This window comes from Flavobacterium ranwuense (assembly GCF_004349315.1).
Classification (GTDB): Bacteria; Bacteroidota; Bacteroidia; order Flavobacteriales; family Flavobacteriaceae; genus Flavobacterium; species Flavobacterium ranwuense.
Genome location: NZ_SMLH01000011.1, coordinates 20,243 through 43,939 on the forward strand (window position 1 = coordinate 20,243; position 23,697 = coordinate 43,939).

Annotated in this window: 16 protein-coding genes; 9 read left to right on the top strand and 7 right to left on the bottom strand. The window is 35.1% G+C overall.

The genetic code is table 11. The annotated features are described in order from the left end of the window. The first annotated feature begins 44 nt into the window (after positions 1-44). From porQ to E0I61_RS14885, 5 genes are all read left to right on the top strand, one after another. Complete coding sequence (gene porQ, locus E0I61_RS14865; RefSeq protein WP_132072388.1) at positions 45-1,067, top strand: type IX secretion system protein PorQ; 1,023 nt, start codon at positions 45-47, stop codon at positions 1,065-1,067. A gap of 63 nt (positions 1,068-1,130) precedes the next feature. After that, positions 1,131-1,823 carry a (d)CMP kinase gene (cmk, locus tag E0I61_RS14870; protein ID WP_131997473.1) on the top strand — a complete coding sequence of 231 codons (693 nt, stop codon included), beginning with the start codon at positions 1,131-1,133 and terminating at the stop codon, positions 1,821-1,823. A 75-nt stretch (positions 1,824-1,898) separates the two neighbouring features. Beyond that, the gene (locus E0I61_RS14875) at positions 1,899-3,155 is read left to right on the top strand and encodes a nucleoside permease (RefSeq protein WP_132072390.1); all 1,257 of its coding nucleotides are present in this window, start codon (positions 1,899-1,901) and stop codon (positions 3,153-3,155) included. A 406-nt stretch (positions 3,156-3,561) separates the two neighbouring features. After that, positions 3,562-5,343 (top strand): 30S ribosomal protein S1, encoded by a 1,782-nt coding sequence (gene rpsA, locus E0I61_RS14880; protein ID WP_132072392.1) that lies wholly within the window; start codon positions 3,562-3,564, stop codon positions 5,341-5,343. Positions 5,344-5,665: 322 nt separating this feature from the next. After that, positions 5,666-6,220 (top strand): fasciclin domain-containing protein, encoded by a 555-nt coding sequence (locus E0I61_RS14885; protein WP_132072394.1) that lies wholly within the window; start codon positions 5,666-5,668, stop codon positions 6,218-6,220. A gap of 122 nt (positions 6,221-6,342) precedes the next feature. Here E0I61_RS14885 and pheT read toward each other — a convergent pair whose 3' ends face one another. The 6 genes from pheT to recG all read right to left on the bottom strand — a co-directional run bounded on the left by pheT (position 6,343) and on the right by recG (position 17,952). Next, positions 6,343-8,763 (bottom strand): phenylalanine--tRNA ligase subunit beta, encoded by a 2,421-nt coding sequence (gene pheT / locus E0I61_RS14890; RefSeq protein WP_132072396.1) that lies wholly within the window; start codon positions 8,761-8,763, stop codon positions 6,343-6,345. Between the two features lie 102 nt (positions 8,764-8,865). Next, positions 8,866-9,729, bottom strand: a complete 864-nt coding sequence (locus E0I61_RS14895) for a bestrophin family protein (RefSeq protein ID WP_132072398.1) — start codon at positions 9,727-9,729, stop codon at positions 8,866-8,868. A gap of 28 nt (positions 9,730-9,757) precedes the next feature. After that, positions 9,758-11,071, bottom strand: coding sequence for a TolC family protein (locus tag E0I61_RS14900; RefSeq protein WP_132072400.1), 1,314 nt, complete (start codon positions 11,069-11,071; stop codon positions 9,758-9,760). An 87-nt stretch (positions 11,072-11,158) separates the two neighbouring features. Further along, positions 11,159-14,254: an efflux RND transporter permease subunit gene (locus E0I61_RS14905; RefSeq protein ID WP_132072402.1), complete on the bottom strand. Its 3,096-nt coding sequence runs from the start codon at positions 14,252-14,254 to the stop codon at positions 11,159-11,161. Between the two features lie 68 nt (positions 14,255-14,322). Then, on the bottom strand, positions 14,323-15,381 hold the full coding sequence (locus E0I61_RS14910; protein ID WP_132072404.1) for an efflux RND transporter periplasmic adaptor subunit: 1,059 nt from the start codon (positions 15,379-15,381) through the stop codon (positions 14,323-14,325). A 465-nt stretch (positions 15,382-15,846) separates the two neighbouring features. Then, a complete protein-coding gene (gene recG / locus E0I61_RS14915) occupies positions 15,847-17,952 on the bottom strand; it encodes an ATP-dependent DNA helicase RecG (protein ID WP_132072406.1) in 2,106 nt (701 codons plus the stop codon). A 349-nt stretch (positions 17,953-18,301) separates the two neighbouring features. Between recG and E0I61_RS14920 the strand changes: the two genes are divergently transcribed. The 4 genes from E0I61_RS14920 to E0I61_RS14935 all read left to right on the top strand — a co-directional run bounded on the left by E0I61_RS14920 (position 18,302) and on the right by E0I61_RS14935 (position 22,827). Next, positions 18,302-19,846 carry an HNH endonuclease family protein gene (locus tag E0I61_RS14920; RefSeq protein WP_132072408.1) on the top strand — a complete coding sequence of 515 codons (1,545 nt, stop codon included), beginning with the start codon at positions 18,302-18,304 and terminating at the stop codon, positions 19,844-19,846. A gap of 54 nt (positions 19,847-19,900) precedes the next feature. After that, positions 19,901-20,446 carry a DUF1697 domain-containing protein gene (locus tag E0I61_RS14925; protein WP_132072410.1) on the top strand — a complete coding sequence of 182 codons (546 nt, stop codon included), beginning with the start codon at positions 19,901-19,903 and terminating at the stop codon, positions 20,444-20,446. Positions 20,447-20,737: 291 nt separating this feature from the next. Next, on the top strand, positions 20,738-21,091 hold the full coding sequence (locus E0I61_RS14930; RefSeq protein WP_235832137.1) for a hypothetical protein: 354 nt from the start codon (positions 20,738-20,740) through the stop codon (positions 21,089-21,091). A 251-nt stretch (positions 21,092-21,342) separates the two neighbouring features. Further along, on the top strand, positions 21,343-22,827 hold the full coding sequence (locus E0I61_RS14935) for an aminopeptidase P N-terminal domain-containing protein (RefSeq protein WP_132072414.1): 1,485 nt from the start codon (positions 21,343-21,345) through the stop codon (positions 22,825-22,827). A 67-nt stretch (positions 22,828-22,894) separates the two neighbouring features. Here the strand turns inward: E0I61_RS14935 and E0I61_RS14940 are convergent, their stop codons facing one another. Beyond that, positions 22,895-23,632, bottom strand: a complete 738-nt coding sequence (locus E0I61_RS14940; protein ID WP_132072416.1) for a Dph6-related ATP pyrophosphatase — start codon at positions 23,630-23,632, stop codon at positions 22,895-22,897. Positions 23,633-23,697: the final 65 nt, after the last annotated feature.

The following is a 23,697-nucleotide window of genomic DNA, read 5'->3' on the forward strand; positions in this document are numbered from 1 at the left end:
TCTTCGCAGTTGCGTTTTACCTTACATAAGTTGCAATTTAAAGCATGTTAAAAAAACTTTTATTATACTCCTTATTTTTCATTTGTTCTGTGTCTTACAGTCAAATAGGAGGTAAGTATACCTATCAGTTTTTGAACTTGGTCACTTCACCAAGACAAGCCGCACTGGGAGGAAAAGTGATTACGATTTATGATGATGACGTCAATCAAGCCCATTTTAATCCAGCGACTATAAATGCCGAAATGGACAATCATTTGGCTTTAAATTATGGAAGTTATTTTAAGGAAGTAACCTACGGAACGGCTTCTTACGCCTACACGTATGATCGTCATTTGCAAACTTTTCAGGCTGGAGTAAATTATGTGAACTATGGCAATTTTGAAGGCTATGACGAAAATGGTCAGCCAACCTCAGAATTTACCGGAAGTGAAATTGCCCTGTCTTTTGGATATGCCTATAATATCCCTAATACTACGATTCATTTAGGTGCCAGTGCCAAATTGATTTCTTCTACCTTAGAAAGTTATAATTCTTTAGGCGGTGCAATTGATATTGGAGCACTTTTTATAGATGAAAAAAATGATGTAAATTGGGGTTTGGCTATTCGAAATATTGGAACTCAGTTTTCTACGTATAATGGTACAAACGAAAAGCTGTCACTTGAAATCATTGCAGGTGTTTCACAAGAATTAGAAAATGTGCCTATTCGTTGGCATCTTACTTTAGAAAATTTGCAACAATGGAATATTGCGTTTTCGAATCCGGTCCGAGCAGAATCATCATTTGACGGAACGGAGACCGAGGAAAAAATTTCATTTGTGAATAATGCGTTGCGACATGTGATTGTAGGAGTAGAGCTTTTTCCAAAAAAAGCATTTAATTTGCGTGTGGGATATAATTTTAGAAGAGCAGAGGAATTACGTCTTCAGGAACAGCGTAATTTTTCGGGAGTTTCATTAGGTTTCGGACTTAAGTTGAATAAACTGAAATTTAATTATTCATATTCCAGATACACATTGGCAGGAAATACAAGCCTTTTTGGGTTAACCATCAACTTTCAAGAATGATGTTCTCCTTTTAAATTGATGGCAGTACCATTTGATTAATTATTAAAATTTAAATACATTATTTTGAAAAAAATTACCATCGCAATTGACGGATTTTCATCTACAGGTAAAAGTACGTTGGCCAAACAGCTTGCGAATCATCTAGGATATATTTATGTTGATACGGGGGCGATGTATCGTGCCGTAGCTTTATTTGCTATGCAAAACGGTTGCATAAATGCTGATTCTTTTGATAAACAAACATTAATTAACAGTCTGCCAAATATAAAATTGCAGTTCAAATTTAATACTGATTTGGGTTTTGCCGAAATGTATTTGAATGAAGCAAATGTGGAAACAGAAATCAGAACGATTGAAGTTTCCAGTTTTGTGAGTAAAGTAGCTGAAGTTTCTGAAGTTCGTACCAAATTAGTCGAACAGCAAAAAGAAATGGGAAAAGACAAAGCTATTGTAATGGACGGAAGAGATATTGGAACTGTAGTTTTTCCTGATGCCGAACTTAAAATTTTCATGACCGCCAGTGCGACCACAAGAGCGCAAAGACGTTACGATGAGTTGGTTGCAAAAGGAGATGCTGTAACGTTTGAAGAAGTGCTGGCAAACGTAGAAGAACGAGATTATATCGACACACACCGTAAGGATTCCCCATTGGTAATGGCTGAAGATGCTATAGAAATTGACAATTCTCATTTGAACCGTAAAGAACAATTCGAGCTGGTATTGGAATTGGTAAGTGAAATTGCTAAAACGATATAATTATTTGCAGATCTCATTTTTAATAGTAGATTTACGCCCTGTTAATTTTAAAAAAAATAAAAAACAACTCATCGTATGGGAATTAAAAATAGATTGGTATTGATGAACTTCCTTCAATTTTTTATTTGGGGATCATGGTTACTTACGATTGGTGCATATTGGTTTAATAATAAGCACTGGTCTGGAACCGAGTTTGGAATCATTTTTTCAACAATGGGTATTTCTTCTGTTTTTATGCCAGCTTTAACAGGAATTATTTCAGATCGATTTATAAATGCTGAAAAATTATATGGTTTGCTTCATTTTTTTGGTGCTGCCGCCTTGTTTTGCTTGCCACAAGTTGATAATCCTACTACATTTTTTTGGGTAATGTTAGTCAATATGTTTTTTTATATGCCTACAATTTCCTTATCAATAACGGTGGCTTATAATGCATTAATTGCAAAAGAAATGGATGTGGTAAAGGATTATCCACCTATTAGAATATGGGGAACAATAGGTTTTATAGCGGCGCTTTGGGTGGTAAGTTTGACGCATAATGAAACTTCTTCAAACCAGTTTTATATTGCAGGTGTAGTTTCTTTACTATTAGGTGCTTATGCTTTTACACTTCCTAAATGTCCTCCAATGTGTAAAGGAGAAAAAAGCGCTTCTTTTACGCAAGCTTTAGGATTGAATGCTTTTGAATTGTTTAAGCAACGAAAATTTGCTGTTTTCTTTATCTTTTCTATGTTGTTAGGCGCTGCTTTGCAATTGACTAATGCGTATGGAGATACTTATATCCATGATTTTGCTACTGTTGATGCTTATAAAAATACTATTGCGGTTCGATATCCTGCTATAATAATGTCGATATCTCAAGTTTCAGAAACACTATTTATATTGGCAATTCCGTTTTTCCTGAGAAAATTTGGTATCAAATATGTAATGTTATTTAGTATGTTGGCTTGGGTATTGCGTTTTGGATTGTTTGCCTTTGGAAATCCATCTGATGGTCTTTGGATGATAATCATGTCATGTATCGTGTACGGAATGGCCTTTGACTTTTTTAATATTTCGGGTTCTTTATTTGTGGAAACACAAACAGATTCGAAAATCAGAGGAAGTGCGCAAGGTATGTTTATGATGATGGTGAATGGTTTTGGCGCCTTGATTGGTAGTTTTGCGAGTGGTTATGTTATTCAAAAATATTTTACTATGGCTGATGGAAGTAAAGACTGGTTTCATATCTGGATCACTTTTGCATCGTATGCTTTAGTACTTGCTATAATTTTTCCTTTCGTTTTTAAAGATAAATTTGGACCAAAAGTTTTGGGAGAAATTAATCACTAAAACCCTTTTTCTTATAAATTTAACCCGATAGCTTTATTTAAGAGTTATCGGGTTTTTTAATGCTGAAAAATCACTATAAAACCTAACTAGCCCTGATGGAGTCGATATCCTCGTAGTCCCGATCCCGAAGCCTCGGGACGGGACGGAGAGATAAAGGCGAGAGCGGGTACGTTACCCACAGAAAAGCAAAAATGCTTCGCTGCTGATTATCAATTTATTACTATTTTTTGATTACTGATTTTCATGACAAAAAAACTTGACAGTTAAATAAAGATGTATTACCTTTGCAAACCTTTTGGTGAGTAAGAGTTTCCTTTAGGGTTCAATTAATTATACAAACAACTTCTGTTGTTTTCTAGCACAATAAGAAACTCGAGAAAATACAGAATACAAATTTTTAATCAGCATGTCTGAACAAGTAAAATCACAAGAAGAGTTTTTAGCAAATTTTAACTGGCACAATTTCGAAGAAGGTATTGATGCTGTTGATGAGAAAAACTTATTAGAATTCGAAGAACTAGTTTCAAAAACATTTATCGCTACGGATCAAGAAGAAGTGGTTGATGGTACAGTTGTTAGAATTACAGATAGAGACGTTATCGTTGATATCAACGCAAAATCGGAAGGTGTTATTTCATTGAACGAATTCCGTTACAACCCAGCATTAAAAGTAGGTGATACTGTTGAAGTATTAATTGACATCCGTGAGGACAAAACAGGTCAATTAGTATTGTCTCACAGAAAAGCACGTACTATCAAATCATGGGATAGAGTTATTTCGGCTAACGAAACAGGAGAAATCGTTAATGGTTTTGTAAAATGCAGAACTAAAGGTGGTATGATCGTTGACGTTTTCGGAATTGAAGCTTTCTTGCCAGGATCTCAAATTGATGTTAAACCAATTAGAGACTACGATGTATATGTAAACAAAATGATGGAATTCAAAGTGGTAAAAATTAACCACGAATTCAAAAATGTTGTTGTTTCTCATAAAGCGCTTATTGAAGCGGATATTGAAATCCAGAAAAAAGAAATCATCGGTCAATTACAAAAAGGACAAGTATTAGAAGGTGTTGTTAAAAACATTACTTCTTATGGTGTGTTTATTGACTTAGGTGGTGTTGATGGATTAATTCACATTACTGACCTTTCTTGGAGTCGTATTAACCACCCAAGTGAAGTTCTTGAATTAGATCAAAAATTAAATGTTGTAATCCTTGATTTCGATGACGAAAAAACAAGAATACAATTAGGATTGAAACAATTAAACGCTCACCCTTGGGATGCTCTTGATGCTAAATTAGCAATTGGAGACAAAGTAAAAGGTAAAGTAGTTGTAATCGCTGATTACGGTGCTTTCATCGAAGTTGCTGAAGGTGTTGAAGGTTTAATCCACGTTTCTGAAATGTCTTGGTCTACTCATTTACGTTCTGCTCAAGATTTCGTAAAAGTAGGTGATGTTGTTGAAGCTGTTATCTTAACATTAGATAGAGATGACCGTAAAATGTCATTAGGTATCAAACAATTGTCTCAAGATCCTTGGACTGATATCACTGCTAAATACCCAGTAGGTTCTAAACATACAGGTATCGTTAGAAACTTTACAAACTTTGGAATTTTCGTAGAATTAGAAGAAGGAATTGATGGATTAATTTACATCTCTGACTTATCTTGGACTAAGAAAATCAAACATCCATCTGAATTTGTAAACGTTGGTGAAAAACTTGACGTAGTAGTATTAGAATTAGATGTTGAAGGACGTAAATTATCTTTAGGTCACAAACAAACTACTGCTAATCCTTGGGATCAATATGAAGATTCTTTCGCAGTTGGAACTGTCCACACAGGTGAAATTTCTGAAATCGTTGACAAAGGAGCTACTGTAGAATTCGGAGATGATATCGTTGCTTTCATTCCTACACGTCACCTTGAAAAAGAAGACGGTAAGAAATTGAAAAAAGGAGAATCTGCTGATTTCAAAGTAATCGAATTCAACAAAGAATTCAAAAGAGTAGTTGCATCTCACACTGCTATCTTCCGTGAAGAAGAAGAGAAAAATGTAAAAACAGCTACTGAAAATACTTCATCAGCTTCAACATCTACAAATGCACCAGCTGCAACTTTAGGTGATAACAATGATGTATTAGCAGCATTAAAAGCAAAAATGGAAAAGTCAGAGAAAAAATAATTTCTTGATTTTTGAATATAGAAAGCCCCGCAATTTGCGGGGCTTTTTTTTGTGCTTTATTTTTAGGAGCAGAGCAGTTGAATTTACCATCCATAATCCTCCCGCTGTGCGCAGTATCTTGTTATTGTGCAGAAAAACCATTTTCAAAACCAACTTTTGCATAGCACAATAAAAAGGATACTTGCTGCCATCGGGGCTAAGTTAGAACTTACATCTATCTCATCGCATTCAAAAAATTTAAAATTTAAAAATAATTTCATTTTTTAAAACCAAACCCAATTAAACACCGTAAATGCTTTATATAACTTAAAAAATAGATTTTATGAAAACTAGAAAATTTTTATCGATTGCATTTTTTGCATTAGTATTTGGAGCTACATCTTTTGCTCAAAAAAGTGTTATGGTTGGAGGAGCAGCGATGTATCCTTCTAAAAACATTATTGAGAATGCAGTTAACTCTAAAGATCACACGACGCTAGTTGCAGCAGTTAAAGCCGCAGGATTAGTAGAAACTTTACAAAGCAAAGGTCCATTCACCGTTTTTGCCCCTACAAATGCAGCGTTTGATAAATTGCCAGCCGGAACTGTAACCACATTATTAAAACCAGAAAACTTAAAAACATTGCAAACAATCCTTACCTATCATGTAGTTGCTGGGAAAATGAATGCTTCTGATATAGCAAAAGCTATTAAAATGGGAAAAGGAAAAGCTACTTTAAAAACAGTTAGTGGTGGAACTTTAACAGCTTGGATGCAAGGAAAAGATTTGTATATCACGGATGAGAACATGAACAAAGCTAAAGTAACAATTGCTGATGTGAACCAATCAAATGGTGTGATTCACGTGATTGATGCAGTAGTATTGCCAAAAAAATAATTTTTGATTAGAGGTTGATATTTTGTTGATTGAAAGAGCCCTGCAATTTGCGGGGCTCTTTTGTAAAAAAAATCCAGATTCTAATTTCAGAATCTGGATTTTATAATTTATAAAAACAAAATTTATCTTAAACTTGCTCCAAGCTCAGTTTCAAAATTATTTTGCAGTTTGCTCATTATTTTATCAATTTGAGCATCAGTTAACGTTTTTGAATTGTCTTGAATGGTAAAGCCTAAGGCGTATGATTTTTTACCTTCAGGAAGATTATTACCTTCGTAAACATCAAATAAATTAATGTCCTTCAATAGTGATTTCTCTGTTTGGCGTGCAATATTGTAAATACTATCGTAGGTTACGTTTTGGTCAATTAGCAAAGCTAAATCCCTGCGAACTTCAGGATATTTAGGAATTTCAGTGTATTTTATTTTGGTTGAAATCAATTTTAAAATTAAAGCCCAATTAAAATCAGCAAAAAACACTTCTTGTTTGATTCCAAAATGTTTCAATATTGATTTTTTAACGACTCCTAATTCTACCAGTATTTCGGTTCCAACACTAATAGCAATCCCTTCAGAAAATACATCCGAAGTTACTGGTATATTTTGTATTTTCTGAATGCCTAATCGAGAAAGAATCCCATTTATATATCCTTTAAACAAAAAGAAATCAGTTGGTCTCTGAGCGCTGGTCCAATTTTCTTGATTTCTATTCCCAGAAAGGAATAAAGTCAGATGCTTTTTCTCTTCGTAACCGGCAAGATAGTTATGGTACGTTTTTCCAAATTCAAATAATTTCAAATCGGCATTTTTACGATTGATATTATAAGAGATTGCTTCCAGTCCGGAAAACAATAAAGATTGGCGCATGGTAGCTAAATCAGCGCTTAACGGATTTAACATTGTCACGTTGTATGCCGGATTCAATTCTTCTGAAAGGGCAACATAAGATGCAGTCGTCAATGAATTCGCCATCATTTCATTAAATCCTTGAGAATTTAATTGTGTGGCAATCACATTTTGTATTTTATAATCTTCGTTTCTTGGAGAATTAGAAACCGTAGCATTCAGTTTTTTAGAGAAATTAATATTGTTGTATCCATACACTCTCAATATTTCCTCGATAACATCTATTTCCCTCTGAACGTCAACACGGTAAGAAGGAATAGTCAATCCCAACCCTGCATCTGAAACGCTGTTTACTTTGATATCTAATGAAACTAATATTTTTTTAATAGTATCTTTTGGTATTTCCTGACCTATAATTTTAGCCACTTTGCTAAAGTTTAAAAACACAGAAAAGTCTTCTATTTTCTTTGGGTATACATTAACAACATCCGATGTTATTTCTCCGCCAGCTACTTCTTGAATCAATAAAGCAGCACGTTTCAATGCATATTCCGTAATAGTTGGGTCAATTCCTCTTTCAAAACGGAAAGAAGCATCAGTATTTAATTGATGCCTTTTGGCAGTTTTACGAATACTAACGGGATTGAAATAAGCACTTTCTAGAAATATAGAATTGGTATTTTCAGACACTCCTGATTTTTTTCCACCAAAAACCCCTGCAATACATAAAGGTCCTTTTTCGTCACAAATCATTAAATCTTCTTCGTGTAAGGTTCTTTCTATATCGTCAAGTGTAGTAAATTTTGTTCCGCTAGGAAGTGTTTGAACTACAATTTTACCGTTAATTTTTGAAGCGTCAAAAGCGTGAAGAGGCTGACCTAATTCGTGTAAAACGTAATTGGTGACATCGACAATATTGTTTTTTGGATTTAATCCAATGGCTTTCAATCTGTTCTGTAACCAATCTGGAGAAGGTTTTACTTCGATACCAGAAATCGTTACTCCGCAATATCTGGGAGCAAGTTTAGGTTCTTTTACGTCAATATCAATTTTCAAAGTTCTTTTATCCACTCTGAAATTACTCACTGAAGGCGTAATCAGTTCTACGTTTACACCGCTTTGCAACATTCCGGCTCTCAAATCTCGGGCAGTTCCTAAATGGCTCATCGCATCAGCACGATTGGGTGTTAATCCAATTTCGAAAACTTCGTCATTTTCAATTTTGAAAACGGTTGCAGCAGGAGTTCCGGGTAGTAATGCATCGTCGAGTATCATAATTCCGTCGTGGCTTTCACCAAGACCCAATTCATCTTCGGCACAAATCATTCCGTGACTTTCCTGTCCGCGTATTTTTCCTTTTTTGATCGAAAAAGCAACTCCTGTTGCATCATATAATATAGTTCCGATTGTTGCAACTGGTACTTTTTGTCCCGCAGCAACATTGCTGGCGCCGCAAACAATCTGAACAGGAATGCCATTACCTAAGTCTACGGTAGTTATTTTTAGTCTGTCGGCATCCGGATGTTGGATACACGTAAGAACATGTCCTACAACAATGCCTTCTAATCCGCCTTTTACCGATTGGTATTTGTCAACGATTTCTACTTCCAGACCTAAATTAGTTAGTAAAGCTGCCGTTTCTTCGGATTTCCAGTCTATTTTAATGAATTGTTTTAACCAGTTGTAAGATATTTTCATCTGTCAATTTTAATGAGATTGCAAATATAATCAATGTTTCTTGAGGTTCAAAGTTAGTAGGGAACAAAGTTTTAAAACCTTATTCTATTTTTCTGCGTTCTTTTAAATTAATTCTTCGACATGTTTTTTGATGTTTTCAGCAATTTTTTGAGTCGGCAAATCATTTGCATCGTTTCCAAAAGGGTCTTCAATTTCCTCGGCAATTAATTCTAAACTCGCCAAAACATAAAAAATAAATACCACAACCGGGACAACATAGTAACCCAAACTAAAAGAATATCCAAAAGGTAAAGTCATCACATAAAAGAAGATGAATTTTTTTAGAAAAGCACTGTAGGAGTAGGGAATAGGTGTGTTTTTGATTCGTTCACAAGCACCGCAAATATCAGTAAACGATTTCACTTCTTCGTTTAAAATAATCAGTTGATCTCCGGTTATTTTTTTGGAATCGTACAAATCATTAATCTTCTGAAACAACATTTTTGCCACCTGATTGGGTTTGTGCTTGTGATGGTCGATTTCTAAATCTACATCTTCAAACAATTGTTTGCCGGTATCAGTATCATTTAAGTGTTTATGTAAAATAGAAGCATAACCAGGAATCATTTTCCGGAAATATTTACGGTCTTTTTCTTCATGCAACATAGCGGATAATTTTATCGAAAAATTACGGCTGTTATTCACTAAAGAACCCCACAATTTTCTTCCTTCCCACCAACGGTCATAGGCAGTATTAGTCCTGAAAACAAGTAGTAATGAAATCACGAAACCTAACATCCCGTGCATGATCGTAATGTTTTTTACATAACTGTTGTCAGCTAATTCCCAATATTCAACTTCCAAATAGCCTACAATCCCTGAATAAGCACCGATGGCAAGCATTATTGGCATTAATGTTCTAAAGGTATCCGCTTTATGAAAACGAAAAATAAAGGTGAACCAGTCTTTTGTATTATATGAAACCATTTAAGATACTATTTTTAACAAAAGTAAATTAAAAATTAAGATTTCCAGCCAATTCTCGGAGCGCAATTTCAGATAATTTACCTTGAAATTGAGCATTGCTGTAACGCACTTTCGCATTTACATAATTCAATTGTGCAGTTCTGAATTCTAAAGTAGTAATAGTTCCAATACGGAATTTATCTAAAGTAATATTCAAATTTTGTTTCGCAATCGATTCATTTTTTTCTTCTAAAGCAATCAATTCTAAATTAGTCAAATAGGTTTGATAGGAAGTGGCCAACTGTGAGTTTAAAGCCAAATTGTGTTGTTCGATTGTAATTTTAGAATTTTCAATTTGAATCTTGGCGATTTTCTCATTTCTTTTTTGTGAAAAACCATCAAATATATTTAAAGAAGCGCTAAAACCATAGTTTAAACCTCTGGATTGGGATTGCGCCACAAAGCCAAGACTGGATTGACTTTCTGAAAAATTATAGGCGGTAGTTACTCGAACGGTGGGATAACGTGCCGCTTTAATTTGTTTTAATTCTAATTCAGCCACTCTTTTATTGATAATCTGGGCTTCTAATTGTGGGTTTTGCTTTTCAGCTAAGGCCCTTAGTTCCGGTAGCAACAATAATCCATCCACTTCAAGCTGATCAATTACTTTGAAATCAGTGGTAACATCTCTGGCCAACAATTGATTTAATAAAATCTTACTGTTAGCATACAATTCTTTTTGTCTTAACAATGCAACCTGATCCGTATTCAAATCTACTTGGGCATTCAAAACTTCTAATTTAGATGCTTTTCCAATGGTAAATCTGTTTTGTGCCAAAGTCAATCGCTGATTCGAAATGACAATTGTCGTATCCAAAGCAGCTAATTGTTGTTGTTGTTGTACCAAATCGTAATATGCAGCATTCACATCACTGATTCTTGTGATTACGGTTAGCTTTAATTGTGCTTCCCCTAATTTTTGTAATTCTTTCAACTGATCCAGTCTGGCAAACATTCGCAGACCATCAAAAACAGTCCAATCCAATCCAACGCCATACGTCAAACTATTGTTTTTGGCATTGTCTAATTCGGTTTCTGTTCCGTCCTGACGTGTTTGTGAACTATTCTGAATGCTATTGTTATCTACAACGGTAGCAGTAACTTTAGGCAACATTCCTGCATTTCCAATAGCTACGTTTGTTTTTTCAATGGTTAAATTATTGGTAGCAATTTTTATTTCGTAATTGTTTTCCAATGCAATTTTTACTGCGCTTTCCAATGTCAAAACTTCTTGTGCATTTGTTTTTACTACACAAAAAAAGAGTAGTATAAAGCTTTGAAATAGTATTTTAGTATGTGTCATAATTATATTTTTAGCCACGAATCAACGAATTTCATATAAAAATTCGTGTAAATCTATTTAATCCGCGTCATGAGCGTTCCATTCAAATTATTTAACTTCTTTTTCATATTCTTCAATATGATCAAATTCTGGATAATGTTTTCTGGCTTTAGACCACATTAAGTACATTGCTGGAATAACAAACAACGTTAAAACCAAAGAGAAAATAGTACCCCCTACAATCACAACTCCCATTCCAATTCTACTGGTAGAAGCAGCTCCAAGAGACAAAGCGATCGGTAATGCCCCTAATGAAATGGCCAAACTCGTCATTAAAATTGGTCGTAATCTCGCTTCCGAGGCTTCTAATATCGCATCGATTTTCGATTTTCCCTGTTCTCGGAGCTGATTCGCAAATTCGACGATCAGAATTCCATTCTTGGTTACCAAACCAATAAGCATTACCGTACCAATTTGGCTGAAAATATTCCAAGTCTGGCCAAATAACCATAATGAGAATAAAGCTCCTGCAACGGCCATCGGAACGGTCAAAATAATGATAAAAGGATCAATAAAGCTTTCGAATTGTGCCGCTAAAATTAAAAATATCAATAGCAAAGCCAATCCGAATGCAAAAGCAGTATTTGAACTGCTTTCGACAAAATCCCTTGATTCTCCACCTAAATCAGTGGTAAACGTGTCGTCAAGGACTTTAGCTTTAATTTCATTCATCGCATCAATTCCATCGCTGATACTTTTGCCTGGAGCAAGACCTGCAGAAACAGTTGCTGCCATATAGCGATTGTTGTGGTATAATTGTGGCGGATTACTTTTTTCTTCAATGGTTACCACATTGTCCATTTGAATTAATTGTCCCAAATTGTTTTTGACATACATCGACGTTAAATCCAATGGTTTAGAACGGTCTTTTTGGTCAAATTGTCCAATAACCTGATACTGTTTTCCGTTTCTCATGAAATAACCAAAACGTTGTCCACTCAGTGAAAGTTGTAGCGTTTGTGCAATATCAATAACTGAAATTCCTAGACTTTCGGCTTTTTCTCTGTCAATGGTAACATTAACTTCTGGTTTATTGAATTTTAAATTCACATCACTAACCGCAAAAGTTGGGTTTTTAGATACTTCATCCATAAAAACAGGAATTTTTTCTTCCAGTTTTTTAAAGTTTGGAGCTTGTATAATGTATTGAATCGGCAATCCACCGCGTCTGTTCACCGCGATTGTAGGTTGCTCAATTACGGAGGTTTTTGCGTCTGGATATTGTTTGGTCCATTTGGTTAATTTCTCAGCAATTTCTTTTTGAGAATCGGTTCTTTCATCTGGTTGAACCAATGATACCCGAATAAAACCACTGTTTACGGAGGAAGATCCAAAACCGGGAGAGGTGATAACCAAGGCTACTTTTTTACCGGGAATTGAGTCATCTACCAATTTAGACACTTCTTGCATGAAGCGATCCGTGTATTCATAAGAAGAACCTTCGGGAGTAGACATTCGCAAGACAAAACCACTACGGTCGTCATACGGTGCGGTTTCTTTTTGCAAAAGGTTGAAAAACAAATAAATTAATCCAAAACAAGCAATCAAAATAGGGAAGCTCAACCATTTTTTCTTCATAAAACGGTCTAATGCACTGGCATAACCACTATTTAGTTTTTGAAAATAAGGTTCTGTACGAATGTAGAATTTTGATTTTTTTTGTTCTCCGCCTTTCATCAAATAGGCGTTTAACATAGGTGTTAATGTCAACGATACAAAAGCCGAAATTAATACCGCAGCACCTATGACGACACCAAATTCCCTAAACAATCGCCCGACAAATCCTTCAAGGAAAATCACCGGAAGAAATACCGCTGCTAAGGTTATCGAAATCGAAATTACCGCAAAAAATATTTCGTTTGATCCTTTGATGGCTGCCTCGATAGGTGTCATGCCTTCTTCTACTTTTTTGAAAATATTCTCGGTGACTACAATTCCATCATCGACCACCAATCCTGTTGCCAAAACGATAGCCAATAAAGTCAATACATTTATAGAAAACCCGAAAAGCCACATGATAAAGAAAGTAGCAATCAAGGAAACAGGAATGTCAATCAATGGTCTAAAGGCAATCGCCCAATCCCTGAAGAATAAATAGATAATCAAAATCACCAAAACAATAGAAATCCCTAACGTTTCGGCAACTTCAATAACTGATTTTTTTACAAAAATAGTATTGTCAATGGCTATATTTAGTTGGATATCTTTTGGTAAATCCTTTTTTAATTTTTCGAATTCCTTATAAAAAGCAGCTGAAATATCTAAATAATTGGCTCCGGGAAGCGGTACAATTGCAACACCAACCAAAGGTGTTCCTGATTGGGTCATTTTAGTTTCCGTATTTTCTGGTCCAAGACTCGCTGTTCCTACATCGCTAAAGCGAACTACTTTTTCCCCTTCGGAACGAATAATGATATTGTTGAATTCTTCAGCAGTAGAAAGATTTCCCACTGTTTTTACCGTTAATTCGGTATTGTTTCCGGTAAGTTTTCCGGAAGGTAATTCTACATTTTGTTTGTTCAAGGCATCTCTCACTTCTGATACGGTGCAACCATAAGAAGCCAGTTTCACGGGATCTATCCACAAACGCATTGCATATCTTTTTTGTCCCCAAATTTGGACACCGCTCACGCCAGGAATCGTTTCTAATCGTTGTGAAATTACATTTTCGGCATAATCACTTAATTCCAATGCGTTTCTGGTATCACTTTGAACGGTCATTGAAATTATCGCATCACCATTGGCATCAGCCTTAGAAACCACAGGAGGGGAATCGATATCTTGCGGAAGATTTCTAACGGCCTGAGAAACTTTATCTCTAACGTCATTTGCCGCTTCTTCCAGATCTTTATCCAAATTAAACTCGATGGTAATGTTACTGCTTCCTTGCGCACTCGAAGATGTTACGTTTCTAATCCCATCAATGGAATTGATTGCTTTTTCAAGCGGTTCCGTAATTTGGGATTCGATAATATCAGCATTTGCACCAGCATAATTCGTACGAATGGAAACTTGCGCCGGATCAATCGATGGAAATTCTCGAACTCCTAGAAAAGTATAACCAATTATTCCAAAAAGTACGATGGCTAAATTGATTACTATAGTAAATACGGGTCTTCTAATACTTGTTGTGGATAAACTCATTTAGATTTTAGATTTTTGATTGCTGATTTTAGATTTTTGATGGCTCTGAAGGAATCTAATATATCAATCTATTTAATTTTAACAGTCACAGGAGTTTCATTTTTTAGAGACATAACACCACTGGTAATAATGGTATCACCAGCTTTCAAACCTGAAAGTACTAAAATTGAGGCATCCGTTCTTGTAGCAGTTTCTATCATTACTTCTTTGGCTTGACCATTACTGGAGATGAAGACTTTTTTACCGTTTTGTACTGGAATAATTGCTTCTGTTGGCACTACAATAGCATCTTTTATGATATCCAAAGGCAATTCGACATCAGCAAATGTTCCGGGTAATAATTTTCCGTTTTTGTTGTCGGCAATCGCACGAACTTGTAATGTTCTGGTAGCTACTGCAACTTCAGGCTCAATGGCATATACTTTAGCGGTATACTTTTCAGTAGAACCCGAAACGGTGAAACTAATGTTGGTATTTGTTTTTACTTGACTGGCATATTTTTCAGGGATTGAAAAAGTGATTTTTAGTTTTCCTGTATTTACTAATTTCGCGACCAAAATGGCAGGCGTAATATAGGTTCCCGGCGAAATTGAACGCAATCCGATTCTTCCTGAGAATGGCGCTCTAACGGATGTTTTCGCAATTTGTGCTTTTATCAACTGACTTTGTGCTTGTGCCGATTTTAAATCGGCTCTGGCCAAATCATATTCTTCCTGACTGATGGCTTCTTTTTGTAATAACAATTTAGCTCTTCTTTCGTTTTCCGACGCCAATCCTTCTCTGGTGGAAGTTTGTCTCAATTGCGCTCTTAACTCTAAATCATTTACTTTAAAAAGTACCTGTCCTTTACTCACATTGCTTCCTTCCTGAAAATAAATTGCCTCAACAATTCCAGAAACTTCACTGCGAATTTCTACTTGTTCATTGGCTTCAATAGAACCTGAGAGTGATAAATTATTGTCAAAAGTTTGTGGTGTTGCCACAATTCCGTTTACGCTCATGGACTTGCCTTTACCTTTTTGATCTTTTGAATCGGCATTTTTATTTTTATTTTCTGTGATTCGGTAGCCAATAAATCCAATGATTCCGATAGTTAACAAGGCATAAACTAGGTATTTAATTTTCATAGTATAGAGTAAAGTAGGATTAGGTTTCCGTAATTTTAGTTAAAAACAAATTTAGGTTTTAGAAATGGGAATTGTGATCTTGTTAATTTTTATTTAACGTTTGTACATACAAGTATTAAACTCAAGTAATGAATGAAAGCCGTTAATAGAAAAGGTTAAGACTATCAAAAATTGAAATGGTTTAATTGAAAAAAAAGTTTAATTAATATAATTCCGGATATTTTTTTTCGTCAGTTCGAGTGATTCTATAAAATAGCTACAGCATTTTTATAAAAATGTATCGAGAACCATTATGTCGAGAAAACTTCTCGATACATTTTTGGCTTATCAAATTCCGTTTTCAAACCTAATTCTTTCTAGCCAAAAACACTCGAAGAGACGTTAATCAAGGTATCTTGTGTTTGTCCGTTCGGTTTTTGAAAAAAATCGTATCGAGAATAGAAAAATTATTACACGCAAAAAGACTTAACTAATATAATTCCAGATGTTTTTCTTTTTGGTCATTTCGATAAAAACAGCTCTCAAAGCAGCGTGCTCCGGTTTTTGCATGCTCGCATCTTCCTTAAGTAATTTTAAAGCATAATTTCTGGCTAATGCCAAAGTATCTCTGTCTCGAACCAAATCGGCAATTTGAAGATTTAAAACTCCGCTTTGTTGCGTTCCCATTAAATCTCCCGGACCACGAAGCTTCAAATCGACTTCAGCAATTTCGAAACCATCGTTCGTTTGGACCATGGTTTCCATTCGGGTTTTACTGTCGGAACTCAATTTATGGCTCGTCATCAGGATGCAATAACTTTGCTCTGCACCACGACCCACGCGACCGCGAAGCTGATGCAGTTGCGATAATCCAAAACGTTCCGCACTTTCGATAATCATCACACTGGCGTTCGGAACATTGACACCAACTTCAATTACCGTTGTGGCGACCATAATATTGGTTTTCCCTTCCGAAAAGCGTTTCATTTCAGCATCTTTATCCGCCGGTTTCATCTTTCCGTGAAGTATGGAAATCGAATAATGTGGCAACGGAAAATCTCTGGAAATACTTTCGTAACCATCCATTAAATCCTTGAAATCCATTTTTTCGGATTCCTGAATTAACGGATACACAATATAGATTTGTCTTCCTAAAGCGATTTCATCCCGAAGGAATTTCCAAACCTTTAATCTGTTGCTGTCAAAACGATGAACAGTCTGAATCGGTTTTCGTCCCGGAGGCAGTTCATCAATCACCGAAATATCTAAATCCCCGTACAAACTCATCGCCAAAGTTCGGGGAATAGGCGTGGCGGTCATTACCAAAACGTGTGGCGGAATCACATTTTTTTTCCACAATTTAGAGCGTTGTTCAACACCAAAACGGTGTTGCTCATCAATTACTGCCAGTCCTAAATTTTTAAATTTTACTTTGTCTTCCAGTAAAGCATGTGTTCCGATGAGAATGTGTAACGTACCGTTTTCCAGTTCTTCATGGATAATTCTGCGTTGCGCTATTTTGGTGGAACCCGTTAAGATTCTGATGTTGATATTTGATGTTTGTGCTAATTCGGATAAACCAATAAAATGCTGATTCGCCAAGATTTCCGTAGGCGCCATCAAGCAGGCTTGAAAACCATTATCAAGCGCCAAAAGCATGCTCATAAAAGCCACAATTGTTTTTCCGGAACCTACATCGCCTTGCAGCAATCGGTTCATTTGGGCGTTGCTGCCCATGTCAGTTCGGATTTCCTTGATGACTCTTTTTTGGGCATTGGTCAATTGAAAAGGCAAATGATTCTGATAAAAATCATTGAAATATTCGCCTACGGTTGCAAACGGATGTCCTTTTATTTTATGTTTCCGAATCAGGTTCTTCGTGATTAATTGCAACTGAATAAAGAACAATTCTTCAAAGATTAATCGGAATTTGGCTTTCGCCAAAACATCAGTACTTTTTGGGAAATGAATGTTGAATAAAGCCGCTTTTCTAGGAATCAGTTCGAGTTCGTTGATTAAATAATCTGGTAAAGTTTCCGTGAACAACGCTTGTGTTTCCAGAAACAATTGCTGCATCAGTTTATTAATCACCCGATTCGAAATCCCGCGATTGGTCAAGGTTTCTGTCGAAGGATACACGGGTTGCATAGCCGAACGCAGACTTTGTTCATGTTCGCTCATCAATTCAATTTCCGGATGTGCCATATTGAACGCATTCCCGAAAGAGGTGCATTTTCCGAAAATCACACATATTTCATTGAGCTTTAAACTTTCCCGAATCCATTTGTGGCCTTGAAACCAAACGAGTTCCATTTGGCCCGTATCATCCACAAAAGTAGCGACCAATCGTTTTTGGTTTCTGCCAAATTCAACGGTTTTGATATTGATGATTTTACCGATAATCTGAACCTCGGCACTATTGTTTTGTAGTTCGTTAATCTTGTAATAGCGCGTTCTGTCAATGTATCTGTTTGGAAAAAAATTAACCAAATCTACATACTTATAAATTCCCAATTCCTTACGAAGCAATTCGCCCCGATTGGGACCAACGCCTTTCAAGTATTCGATAGGAGTGAGTAAGAGGTTTTGCATTTAGATTTTTTGGACACGGATAAAACGGATTTGCAAAAGCAAAAACGCAGATTAAAACGGATTTTTAATTTGATGGAGCGAAGATAGTTTTTTGTTTGGAAATTTGGAAATGGGAATGTTTGGAAATCAAGTAGGAAAATTTGTATATTTGAGAAAATAAATTACTTTATTTAACATTTATTCTACCAGATATATTCTTTATAAGGATAGAATTACTAATGAAATGCTTAAATAAGTTGAAAGTATATTTGGAAACTAGAGTAATAATTTAAGCATTTATATGCAGCAATTTTTGATTATAAAAACCAAACATCCTAAAGTAAGTTAGATAAAATTTAAAAAATTAAACATGGCAAAAGTATCCTTAGACGCACTACTTCCTCGAGAAGATTTTGATATTGAAGAAAGTCAAAATTCAGCAAAAAAGAAAGAATCTTTCTCAATTTCAGATTTAAGAGAAGACGATTTTTTCTATTTAACGCTTCGTAAGCCTGATTTTCAAAGAGAAACTAGTGAATGGACTCCTTCTAAAATTGTTGAATTAATCAAAAGTTTTTTAAATGGAGAACTAATTCCAGCAGTTATTTTATGGAGAAGTAAAGGTGGATATAATTTTGTTATTGATGGCTCCCATAGGGTAAGTTCTTTAGTTTCATGGATAAATGATGATTATGGAGATGGGACAATTTCGAAGCAAAGTTTTAATGGTACGATTCCAGAAGAACAAATTATAATTGGCGAACAAACGCGAAAAATGATTGAAAAAGAGATTGGTAAATATAAGGATTATCAATTAGCATTAAAATTTCCGGAAAGAGTTACAGGAGATATTCAGAAAAAGGCAAAAAATTTAGGGTCAATCGCGGTCCAACTTCAATGGGTTGAAGGAGACGCTGAAGTTGCTGAAGCTTCATTTTTTAAAATTAATCAACAAGCTGCTAAAATTGACCCCACGGAATTAAAACTTATTAAATCTAGAAAAAAGCCAAGTGGAATTGCTTCAAGAGCTATTATAAAAGGAGGTAAAGGGCATCAATATTGGGCCAAATTTGAAAAGGATAAAGTTGAACAAATTGAGAAATTAGCTGAAGAAATTAATAAATCTTTTTTTCTTCCAAAACTTCAAAATCCAGTAAAAACATTGGATTTACCAATTGGAGGAAAAGGCTATTCAAGCCAAAGTCCTCTTCTAATTTTTGAATATGTAAATATGGTTAATCGAGTGATTGATACTGATGAAATTGATGATGATGCATTAGGAGATAAAACAATTGACTTTCTAAAAAAAAGTAAGAAAATATCAAATCTTATAAACAGCACCCATCCTTCTTCCTTGGGTTTACATCCTGCAGTGTATTTTTACTCAAAAGGCGGGAGACATAAAACAGCATCTTTCTTCGCAGTAACAGAATTTTTAATGGAACTGGAAAGAACTAAGAGATTTAAAGAATTTACTAAAATAAGAGCAGATTTTGAGGATTTATTAATTGATTACGACTTTGTTGTTCAACAAATTCTTAGGCATTATCGTAGTTCATCAAAAGCGATTCCACATATAAAAAACTTTTTTCTGGACTTAATGAATGAGCTTAAAATTAGTGAAAAAACTATTGCAATTCAAAATGTATTAAAATCTTCAAATTATAATTTTATCAAAGGAACTGATTTTGACGATAGTTTAATTACAACGAAGGATTTTTCAGACGAAACAAAGTCTGCTGCATTTATTACAGAAGCTCTTTCAAATTCATTAAAGTGTAAAATTTGTAATGCTAGAATGCATACTAATTCTATTTCAATTGACCATATTCAAAGAAAAGAAGAAGGTGGTATTGGGAATTTTGAAAACGCTCAACTTGCTCATCCTTATTGTAACAGTGCTATTAAAAATTAAAAAAATTAAGCAGTCTAAACACCTTATCTTCGCAAAAATAAAAAAGCTTAAAAAATGATAACTCATCTCGCATTGCTTCGTGGCATCAATGTTTCCGGTCACAGTATGATAAAAATGGAGGCACTCAAAACAACTTTGGAAGCCATTGGTTTTCAAAATGTGCAAACCTACATTCAATCCGGGAATGTTTTTGTTGATACAGAGGAAGAAAGCCCTGCGAAAGTTGGTTTTCTAATCAAACAGGAAATTTTCAAGGTTTTTGGTCATGAAGTGCCTATTGTGGTTATTGCCAAAGAAGACCTGGAAGCGTGTTTCAAGAACAATCCTTTTTTGAAGGAAAAAGATATTGATACTAAGAAGTTATATGTTGCGTTTATTTCGACCACATTGCAAAGTACCAGCATGAATGATTTGAGAATTAGTCAGTTCAAGCCGGATGAAGCCAGTATTGATGGCAGCAGAATTTTTATTAAATACGCTGTTGGAGCAGGAAAAACACGATTTGACCAAAAATACATCGAGAAAAAACTGAATGTTACCGCAACAATCCGCAATTGGAATACGGTGACACAATTGCTGAATCTCTACGAGGAAAGATAAGATAATAAAGACTTTAAGTCTGTTTTAACCGCTAATTCGCTTATTTTAAATGCTATAATTCATTTAAAATTAGTGAATTAGCGGTATTTTTTTAGAGCCAAAACAAAGATGTTTCAGAATACTATTTTTAACTTTTTTCACTTTAGAAAAAAATAATTATAATTTGACGCAACCTTTTGTATGATGTATCATCTACATACTATCTGAAAAAAGTGATATCTGAAAAATCTTGTTATTCTTGTTGCTTTTCTTTCTGTTTTTAGTTCTTGTTCAAAGGATGATGCTGTAACAATGGATAGCACTGGTTATTATGGAAAATGGACTTTGGTCTCGATGTCGGGTTCTATTCCTAATTCTGAAACTACGGGCGCAGCAATGGAATGGCAAGAATTTTATATATTCAACACTAACGGAACATTTACAAAATCCAGAGAAAGAAATTCGGTTAAAACTTCCATTTCGGGAACCTACACAACAGCAACTCAATCAGACGGAATATTTTTTGAGTTAACATATACCAATGACAACGAAATTATAGGAAGTTGTTATGGAAATCAAAAAGAACAATTGTATTTAACTGCCAATAATTCCTTGTCCAGCACTTGGAGTTATTGCGATGGTCCCGGATTAGTATATAAAAAGTAAATTATAAGTGCTTATTAAAAAACATTTTTCATAAAATTTAGTTTTGGTTAATTTTAGAATGATGAAGCACTTTTGCTAAAGAGTACTCAGAAGTTGAAAAACTTTTGGTGCTCTTTTTCTATTTATAGACTGAAAATAAATGTTCCACTAATAAAAAGTTGGAGGATAAGCACAAAAAAAATTATATTTACTTACTGATTAATACAACTGTAACCTCACGTTGAGGATGTAAATCTCTAATATCAAGTTCTATGAATTTAAAACTTTCTTTTGTTTTTACTGTGTTTTTTGTTTGTGTTTCAATGGCACAAAACGGAAATCCAAACGATTATTTGTCGGCTCAATTTCATAAAGAACGCAGAGAAGCCTTACGTGCTAAAATGCCTGAGAATAGTGTGGCGGTGTTTTTTGGAAATCCCATTCGGAACCGAGCCAATGATGTGGATTTTATCTATCATCAAGATCCGGATTTTTATTATTTAACAGGATACAAAGAACCCAATTGTGTTTTGGTTATTTTTTCGAATAATCAAACCAATAAAGACGGAAAATCATTCCATGAATTGCTGTATGTTCAGGAAAAAAATCCAAGAGCGGAACAGTGGACAGGTGTGCGTTTAGGAACGGAAGGCGCTAAAAAAGAGTTAGGTTTTGAAAATGCTTTGAATGGAGCAGCGTTTTTAAATTCGGGGATTGATTATGTAAATTTTGATACTGTTTTCTTTAAGGAATTTGAAGAAGATACCCGAAATTCGAAAAATGAAAAAGCCGATTTATACAAATTAATTGGAGCCTTTAAATCCCAAATTGGTTATAACGAGAAAGTAAGTCCACAACCGGATTCAAATGTGCAAAACGAAATTAATGCTAAAAAAAGCTTCACTTCAAAAAAGGCCACAGTTAATACCAAATCGATTTTGACGTATATGGCGAGTTTGCGTGAGAAAAAATCCAAAGAAGAGTTGGTTTTGTTGACAAAAGCCGTTCGGATTTCGGCAATGGGACAACGTGAAATCATGAAAGCGATGCATCCCGGAATGTCTGAAACGGAAATACAGGGAATTCACGAATTTGTCTATAAAAAGTACGGCAGCGAGTTTGAAGGTTATCCGTCAATCGTGGGCGCAGGGAACAACGGTTGTGTGTTGCATTATATTGAAAACAGCAAAATGAAAGTCGAAAATGATTTGGTTTTGATGGATTTAGGTGCAGAATATCATGGCTATACTGCTGATGTGACCCGAACCATTCCTGCTAACGGAAAATTCTCTACAGAGCAAAAGCTAATTTATGATTTAGTGTATGAAGCTCAAGAAGCGGGAATTGCTGCTGCAAAAGTGGGAAATAATTTTAATGCGCCTGATGCTGCGGCTCGTAAAATAATCAGTGCCGGTTTAGTGAAACTAGGAATTGTTAAAACGGAGCAAGAATCCAGAAAATATTTTCCGCACGGAACTTCGCATCACATTGGGTTAGATGTTCACGATCCAGGTTTGTATAATGCTTTTGAAGCCGATATGGTTATTACAGTTGAACCCGGAATTTACATTCCTAACGGTAGTGATTGTGATAAAAAATGGTGGGGAATTGCGGTACGAATTGAAGATGATATTTTGATTACCACAAATGGGCCGGTAAATTTATCTGGGGAAGCACCAAGAAAATCAAATGAAATTGAAGCACTTATGAATGAAAAAAGTGTTTTGGATACTTTTTCTGTGCCAAGTTTAGATTAGTAATTTCGTTCAGATTCTATAAAAATGAAACTCCGTTGTCTTATGACTTCGGAGTTTTTTATTTAAATTATTTTTGAACCAGATCACAATACCAAAATCCAAAATCAAATGCATCAGGAGCACTCGTATCGCAAGCGGTATCTGAGGAATCTTCTTTTTCTGGTTTTTCGTATTTTCGGTACACGATTTCTCCAATTTTAAAATCTATGGGTTTAGAAAAAATTGGACCGTCAAATGTGAAGGTGTGGAATTCACCGTTTTCGCCACAAACGTCTACATTTTCAGGTAAATCATTGATGAAATCTTGGTCGATAACGCGACCAACAAAGCTTTTATCCAAGAATCGTTCGTTTACACAAACAACAATCGTTTTAAAGCCTAAATCCATAAATTCTTGAATCAAGTCTTGAGTTGGGATTTTCCAAAGTGGGAAAACGCCTTCGAAATCTATTTCGGCTAATTTATCTTCACGGTATTTACGCAAATCTTCCAGAAAGATATCGCCAAAAATAGAATGGGTTACGCCTTGGTTTTTTAGTTTAGCCAATGTTTCACGCATCACATTTTCGTAGACTTCCATGGTGGGCATTTCAGGAATTTGCATAATTTCAAGCGGTAGTCCAATACTTTCGGCTTGTTGTTCCAATAATTCCACTCGTATACCATGCATCGAGACACGTTGATACTGTTGGTTTATACTGGTGAGTAAACAGGCAATTTCAATTTCTGGATTTTGTAGGGTTTTATATAAGGCCAGCGCAGAATCTTTTCCACTGCTCCAATTAAATAAGGCTTTCTTTTTCAATGTAATTTTCTTGTGATTTTCTGGAGGTAAACTTACAAAATTAGTCGGATTAGTTTGTGAAACCT